Annotated in this window: 5 protein-coding genes and 8 tRNA genes; 1 reads left to right on the top strand and 12 read right to left on the bottom strand. The window is 39.1% G+C overall.

From position 1 onward, the window contains the following. Positions 1 to 9: 9 nt before the first annotated feature. The 4 genes from FFM59_RS02845 to nrdD form a co-directional block, all read right to left on the bottom strand. Positions 10 to 1,131 carry a vitamin B12 independent methionine synthase gene (locus tag FFM59_RS02845; protein ID WP_137601557.1) on the bottom strand — a complete coding sequence of 374 codons (1,122 nt, stop codon included), beginning with the start codon at positions 1,129 to 1,131 and terminating at the stop codon, positions 10 to 12. 460 nt (positions 1,132 to 1,591) lie between these two features. Beyond that, a complete protein-coding gene (gene apf, locus FFM59_RS02850; RefSeq protein WP_137601558.1) occupies positions 1,592 to 2,248 on the bottom strand; it encodes an aggregation-promoting factor in 657 nt (218 codons plus the stop codon). Between the two features lie 577 nt (positions 2,249 to 2,825). Beyond that, entirely contained in the window at positions 2,826 to 3,407 is a 582-nt protein-coding gene (gene nrdG, locus FFM59_RS02855) for an anaerobic ribonucleoside-triphosphate reductase activating protein (RefSeq protein WP_137601559.1), read from the bottom strand. Continuing rightward, positions 3,343 to 5,565: an anaerobic ribonucleoside-triphosphate reductase gene (nrdD, locus tag FFM59_RS02860; protein ID WP_137601560.1), complete on the bottom strand. Its 2,223-nt coding sequence runs from the start codon at positions 5,563 to 5,565 to the stop codon at positions 3,343 to 3,345. Before nrdD ends, nrdG begins: the two co-directional genes overlap by 65 nt. A gap of 419 nt (positions 5,566 to 5,984) precedes the next feature. On the opposite strand from nrdD, the gene FFM59_RS02865 reads away from it, so the two are divergent. After that, complete coding sequence (locus FFM59_RS02865) at positions 5,985 to 6,356, top strand: DUF805 domain-containing protein (RefSeq protein ID WP_137601561.1); 372 nt, start codon at positions 5,985 to 5,987, stop codon at positions 6,354 to 6,356. Between the two features lie 131 nt (positions 6,357 to 6,487). Here FFM59_RS02865 and FFM59_RS02870 read toward each other — a convergent pair. The 8 genes from FFM59_RS02870 to FFM59_RS02905 form a co-directional block, all read right to left on the bottom strand. Beyond that, positions 6,488 to 6,571, bottom strand: a tRNA-Leu gene (locus FFM59_RS02870). A gap of 19 nt (positions 6,572 to 6,590) precedes the next feature. Further along, a tRNA-Cys gene (locus FFM59_RS02875) sits at positions 6,591 to 6,661 on the bottom strand. A gap of 95 nt (positions 6,662 to 6,756) precedes the next feature. Continuing rightward, a tRNA-His gene (locus FFM59_RS02880) sits at positions 6,757 to 6,829 on the bottom strand. Positions 6,830 to 6,844: 15 nt separating this feature from the next. Further along, a tRNA-Trp gene (locus tag FFM59_RS02885) sits at positions 6,845 to 6,915 on the bottom strand. Between the two features lie 8 nt (positions 6,916 to 6,923). Continuing rightward, positions 6,924 to 7,005 (bottom strand) — tRNA-Tyr (locus FFM59_RS02890). A 5-nt stretch (positions 7,006 to 7,010) separates the two neighbouring features. Further along, a tRNA-Phe gene (locus FFM59_RS02895) sits at positions 7,011 to 7,083 on the bottom strand. A gap of 50 nt (positions 7,084 to 7,133) precedes the next feature. Next, a tRNA-Val gene (locus FFM59_RS02900) sits at positions 7,134 to 7,206 on the bottom strand. A 7-nt stretch (positions 7,207 to 7,213) separates the two neighbouring features. Next, positions 7,214 to 7,285 (bottom strand) — tRNA-Glu (locus tag FFM59_RS02905). Position 7,286: the final 1 nt, after the last annotated feature.

A 7,286-nucleotide genomic window follows, 5' to 3' on the forward strand; every position in this document is an offset into this window, starting at 1 on the left:
CTCTAGTGTTTATTTCCAAATTTCATCAGCAATTGATTTTACGAGATCAATTTTGGCCCATTGGTCAGCTTCCGTAATGGCATTACCTTCTTCAGTTGAAGCAAAGCCACATTGTGTTGAAATAGCTAAGTTTTCTAAGGGTACAAATTCAGTCGCTTCATTGACGCGGTGAATCACTTGTTTGCGATCTTCTAATTGACCATCTTTTGATGTAATCAAGCCAAGTACAATAATAGTATTTGGGCGATTGTTCCAAATAGTTTTGATTGGACTTAAGTCCCCTGCACGATTGTTGTCATATTCAAGGAAAAATTCATCATAATCCAATTGACCTAAATATTGGGCCACGGCTTCATATCCACCAGAGAATAAGAAAGTTGATTTGAAGTTACCGCGACAAATATGGGTGGTGACGGTCAAATCTTCGGGCAAGTCTGCAATTGCAGCATTGATAACTTGAACGCCTTCTTCTGCCAATTTCACATATTTTGCATGTTCAGTTTGATCGTCTTTAGTTTCGTTCAACTTACTAATTAAAAATGCCCAAGTAGTGTCATCAATTTGGACATAACGTGCGCCCAATTCATAAAAATGAAGAATTGTCAGATGATAAGCTTTGGCTAAATCATCCAAATAAGCTTCACGCGTGTCATAGAAATTTGGCCAATTATCAGAACGATTATCTCGGAATAACATGGTTGGGGATGGGATTGTTTGCTTAGGTGTTACCCCATCTGGAGTAATTGATTGTAAATATTCAAACGTTTCAAAAAATGGGTGGTCTGGATTGAAACTAACTTTACCAGTCAATTCTGCATTATCAGTCCGCGTATGCGCACCTTCAAATTTGTAGCTTTCTTTATAGTCATACTTATCGACACCGTTCAAGCCCCATAAGAAGTCCAAATGCCACCAACTACGATTGAATTCGCCATCGGTCACATCTTTTAAACGGTGGGCAACTTCTTTTTCAACTAATTGTTGGGTTTGTTCTTGACGGATAACTTTGAATTCTCCTTGGTTAAGTTCGCCTGAACGGAACTTGGCTGTTGCATCTTTTAATTCTGGTGTCCGTAAGAAACTCCCGACGATATCGTAACGATTTGGTTGTGCTTTTGTTTTAGTTGTCATGTTAATATTCCCCTTGTATTGATGTGAATGAACTATGTTTTTCCAAAAAAAAAGTCCTTATCCATGCTTAATTGCATAGATAAGGACGACTTGCCGTGTGACCACCTTGATTTAGATACCGTTCACACGAATATCCCTCACTGGGTACTGATACCGTGCCACATAGTTGTGGTTTAAGTACTGCATACCCTCACGCTGTAATGGGCGTCCCCATGACTACCTTGTTCACACTCAGTCGTCCACACTTCAAGACCATATTCGAAAATGTCTTTCGATTCCCTTTCACCAACGCGGGAACTCTCTCAGCGAAATCCACTTTTCTACTCATCTTTTCATCGTATTTTAATTTTTTCGATTGTTATTATGGTACTTGGATTTATAAGTTTTGTCAACTGGTAGTTTGAATAAAAATCGAAAAAAAAAAAACGTCATCGAAATGACGTCTTAAGTGTACTAAATTTTAGTACCAACCATTTTGTTGCCAGAATGTTTGTGCGGCAACCCATGAACCGTAACGGCTTGTTACGTAATTGTCAGCAACGGCTTCTTGGTTAGCAGCTGAGGTATCACCATTTAGGTATGATAAACTCAATTGATACTTACCATAGTATTGACCGTTTGAAGCAGTGTATGAACCACCAGATTCTTTGTTAGCAATCCATGCTTTAGCTGCAGCCTCTGAACCTGACACATTGCTTGTGTAAGTTGAAGAAGCTGAAGTTGTATCAGTAGTGGTAGTTGTTGATGTAGTGTTAGTAGCAGCTGAACTAGTAGCAGCTGAACTAGTAGTATCAGTTGATGCTGTGGCACTTTCGTCAGCAGCTGGTGTCGTAGCTACTTCTTGATCAGTAGCTTCGCGAATTGTACCGTTGTCAGTGATCATTAGTTGTTCACCAACATAAATTAAATTCTTGTCTGCAATGTTGTTGTTTGAGGCAAGTGAATCAATTAAGCTGTAATCGTTAGCGTAAGTGAATGAAATGCCTGAAAGCGTGTCGCCTGATTTAACTGTGTAAATCTCGTCAGCGTTTGCTTGAATAGATGTAGCGGCGAAACCTAATGTAACTGCGCCTGCTACTGCAACAGAGAACTTGAGTGCGTTCTTCTTAAAATTCATAAATTAAAAAACCATCCTTTTTCTTTGTGCTTTGCTTATGCAACGGTGATAACTTTACAGGATAAACATTACAAACATATGTCGGGATTTTATCCGTTTTCTGGCGTTTTGTTTTGTTTGAAATAAAAACGAAGGAAATACCAATGTTCGTTCGAGTTTGTTCAAAAATGCACATTTTCATCAAATAAGTAAATTGTTTTACCTATTGCTATTATGCCAATTTAATTAATCAGTTGACACGTTGCTGATATCAACAAGAAAGCGGTCTCTTGATTCACAAAATATGACAACTCCGGCAAATACGTTATCCATGTTTAAATCTACCGCATGTATAAAGCCCTTAATTTTATGTTAATTTCAATTATTACAAAACTGTTCTTTTTGACCGATTTTCATTCTTTGTCTGAGTGTTAAATGTGAAAATTGCTGATTTAATAGGTATTTACTAATGTATTTTTCATTTTTTAATTGAAAAATTTCAAAAATATTACAGAGAAATCCCAATAAATCGTTCAAAAGCGAGTCAAAACGGCAAAAAAGCACCCGCAAATCATCATTTGCGAGTGCTTAAATCGAACTATTTAACTAATTTATCCCAAATAACTACTTTATCTTGGGCTAATGACTTCTTGACGTCAATAATATTTTGATTACTACTACCACGGAACTGTAAAGTGAGATCTTTTTTGGCTTCTAAGAAACGGCCATCGATTAAAATATCGACATAGGACAACATTTCGAGTTTATCATCGGATTCTTGCATCAATTCATCCCACTTATAACCAGTCCAAGACCAAACATCCTTAGTATCGCCAAATTCCTTACGAATCCGCTTGAGGAGTTTCAGACAAACTTGGGTATTCAAGAATGGTTCGCCACCTAACAGCGTCAAACCTTGTACGTAAGATTGACTCAAATCTTCAATAATCTGATTTTCCAGTTCCTGCGTGTATTCATGACCATAATTAAAGTTCTGAGCCACTACGTTATAGCAGCCCGGACAATTAAACAAACATCCGCTGACATACAGGCTACAGCGCACTCCCTCACCGTCAACAAAGTTAAATGGTTTATAACTGGCAATCTTTTGGAGACTATGCTCGCTCGCCAGCCATTCTTTGGGCATCGGATTGTTTGGCTCTTTCATGTGCTGCGGCATTCTTAATCATCTCTCCATTCATGTGTTTTTCACGTGACGAAATCTCGACGTGACGACCGTGGACCATTGGCCGTTGTTGTGGGTTACCTAAATAACCACAAGTTCTTTTGACAACATCACAAGTCTTTGGATCGTGATTACCACATTGTGGACAGACAAATCCCTTGGCAGTTGGCTTAAAGTCGCCAGTAAAGCCACATTCAAAACATTGATCAATTGAAGTATTGGTGCCTAAATAACCAACGTGATCATAAGCCCAGTCCCAAACTGCTTCCAAAGCTTTTGGATTGTTTTGCAAACTTGGATATTCACAATAATGGATAAATCCACCTGAAGCATATTTTGGAAAGACTTCTTCAAAGGATAACTTTTCAAATGGTGATGGATGTTTACGGACATCGTAATGGAAACTATTCGTGTAGTATTCCTTGTCAGTCACGTTTTCAATTTTACCGAACTTCTTAAGGTCAGCTTGCGCAAAAGTATCCGTCAATGATTCTGCTGGTGTTGAGTAGAGGCTATAATGATACCCACTTTCAGCTGCCCAGTCTTTACAGTGTTCATACATGTGTTTAACGACTGATTCAGCAAAAGCACGCGCTTCAGCATTTTGTTCCCAACCGTCCCCATAAAATAAGGTACAAGTTTCATAGATACCGATATAACCTAAAGAAACTGTGGCACGACCATTTTTAAAGACATCATCAACATTGTCGGTAGACTTCAATCGTTTGCCAAATGCGCCATACATATATAGTAATGGTGCGTTTTCTGGTTCGGCTTCCTTCGTCCGTTCAATCCGATATTCCAAAGCTTGGTGACAGATATCCATTTTTTCTTCAAAGATATCCCAGAAAAGATCCTTGTTCCCCTTTGCTTCAATGGCAACTCGAGGCAAATTAACAGTGACAACGCCTAAATTCATACGACCTGAGTTCACTTCAACGCCATTATCATCTTTCCATCCTTGTAAAAATGAACGACAGCCCATTGGAGTTTTGAAACTACCAGTCAATTCAACGATTTTGTCATACATTAACAAATCTGGATACATCCGTTTTGTTGAGCATTCAAGTGCTAGTTGTTTAACGTCATAGTTAGGATCAGTCACATCCAAATTAAGACCACGTTTAACTGTATAAACTAACTTAGGGAAAATTGCAGTCCGATGTTCCTTGCCTAATCCTTTAATCCGTACTTTAAGAATAGCTTTTTGAATTTCACGTTCAATCCAACTAGTTCCTAAGCCAAAATTAACGGTCGTAAAAGGTGTTTGGCCTTGTGACGAATACAAGGTGTTAATCTCATATTCGAGGGCTTGCATCGCATCATAGATATCTTTAATAGTCTTTTCTTTAGCAAAGGCTTCGCGCTTATCTGCAGTAATCCATTTTTCAGCATCCGCCATATGCTTATCATAGTTAAGTTGCGCGTAAGGAGCTAATAATTGATCAACTCGATTAGCGGAACAACCACCATATTGTAATGAAGCAACATTAGCAATAATTTGTGACATTTGGGCAGTGGCTGTCTGAATTGACTTAGGTGAACTCACCCAAGCATTCCCAATTTTAAATCCATTGGTAAGCATTTCATCAAAATCAATTAAGCAACAGTTAGTTTCCGGTGTGACTGGTGAATAGTCTAAATCGTGCCAGTGAATATCTCCACGTAAGTGTGCTTGCGCAACGACCTTAGGTAACATCTTTAACCCAATCGCGCGGCTAACTGCACCGGCTTCTAGGTCACGTTGAGTATTGAAGACCCGACTGTCCTTATTCGCATTCTCATGCACAACACTTGAGTTTTTATCAAACAACTTTTGTAGACGAGCTTCAGCATTTGTTGCATTTTTGAAACTTTGAACTTCCTTTTGATAGAAAGTTACATAGTCCTGTGCTAAAACATCTTGATCTAAGCCGTCCAAGATGTTGACGATCATATCTGCAATTTCAGAGGTTTTAACTTCGGCGGTACCACTTAATTCACCGTAGAGTGTTTCTTCAACTTCGTTTATGGTTTGAATATCTGTCGTTAGTTTATGTAGCACGAAATCAATTTTGTATGAATAAAATGATGACATTGAGCCATCTCGTTTTTCAACTTTAATCTCTTTTAAATCGTTTAATTGATCTATCCGATCTCTTGTAATGTCCATTGGAACCACTCACTTTCATTTATCTCAGTAAGCCTATAGTAAATCATTTTGCAAAATAACACAATATGTTGTGTCTACATTTATTTTGAATTACCATATATAGTGATAAAAGCAAATGTCAAAAATTTCGATTTCAAGTTTCCTGTGGTCAGTTACTCAAATTTCTAACCCTATGCTAGGCCCCGATTTGCCCTCTCTTGTCATTCAATAAACAAAAAATCAGTTCTGCAAACAAATCTCACAAATAAAAATTTTAAAATAATTTTGAGCATTTTGAACGAATATTTAAATGAAAATTGAAACCAAATTTCCACAATGCGTGTTTTTTAGTGGATGTCGTAGTCGAGAATAGTAATCAAGCCAAAACTTTGCTAAACTATTTAATGACCTATTATAAATTATCGATTGGAGGTGTAACATTGATGAATGCATACAAAAAGTATTGGAGTAACATTTTAAACTTCTCAGGTACCGCAACTCGTTCTGAATATTGGTGGCCTGCTATTATTAATGCCATTATTGCCTTTATTGCGGCAGCTGTTGTTCAGAACATTGTCGGTCATCCGATTACAGAAATCTACAACTTCGCTGATCTTAACTATTCTTTAGGGACTCGCTTTATCGCGTTCTTAGTTTGGCTAGCTAACTGGACTGTCACCGTCCGCCGTTTACATGATACAGACCGTTCAGGCTGGTGGATTGTAATTCAAATCATTCCATTACTTGGTACAATATGGTTCCTTATTCTTATGCTTCTCCCTAGCCATAGCCAAACACGGTGGAGTAATTAGTTCATGCACGATAATCTCATACTTAGTGATGAGATTTTTTATTTTGTCTAATAATAATAAAAAAGACCTCGCAGATAGCTACGAAGTCTTTTTTATTTAAGCATTACACTATCGATTTAACTAACCATCTATGCCGCCGGTGGGGGTCGAACCCACACTCCCGTGAAGGAACTGGATTTTGAGTCCAGCGCGTCTGCCAATTCCGCCACAGCGGCAAGATAGCGTAAGTACTAAAGGTGGTAACCGGATTTGAACCGGTGATAAAGGTTTTGCAGACCTCTGCCTTACCACTTGGCTATACCACCATCAAATACCTACGATTGGAATTACAAACCGTTGAAAATGACGATGGAGTCAAAGTCTACAATCTTCATCACTACTTGGCTCAAACCCAATCAAGGGCGGTATGTGGGAATCGAACCCACGCGTGCCGGATCCACAAACCGGTGTGTTAACCACTTCACCAATACCGCCAAAATATTAAAAAGCAGGGATAGAGGGAGTCGAACCCCCACTGATGGTTTTGGAGACCATAGTTCTACCATTAAACTATATCCCTATAAAAAATGGAGGGGAGAGGATTCGAACCTCCGAACCCGAAGGAGCGGATTTACAGTCCGCCGCGTTTAGCCAACTTCGCTACCCCTCCATCAATGGCGCGGGACAGAATCGAACTGCCGACACATGGAGCTTCAATCCATTGCTCTACCGACTGAGCTACCGAGCCAAATTATTCGGTTGATACTATTAAATAATGAGATGTGGAACCCATTATTATGGAGGATACAGGGTTCGAACCTGTGACATCCTGCTTGTAAGGCAGACGCTCTCCCAGCTGAGCTAATCCTCCATGAAAGTGACCCGTATGGGATTCGGACCCATGATACCGCCGTGAAAGGGCGGTGTCTTAACCACTTGACCAACGGGTCA

The organism is Paucilactobacillus nenjiangensis (genome assembly GCF_005405445.1).
In the GTDB taxonomy this organism is placed as follows: domain Bacteria; phylum Bacillota; class Bacilli; order Lactobacillales; family Lactobacillaceae; genus Paucilactobacillus; species Paucilactobacillus nenjiangensis.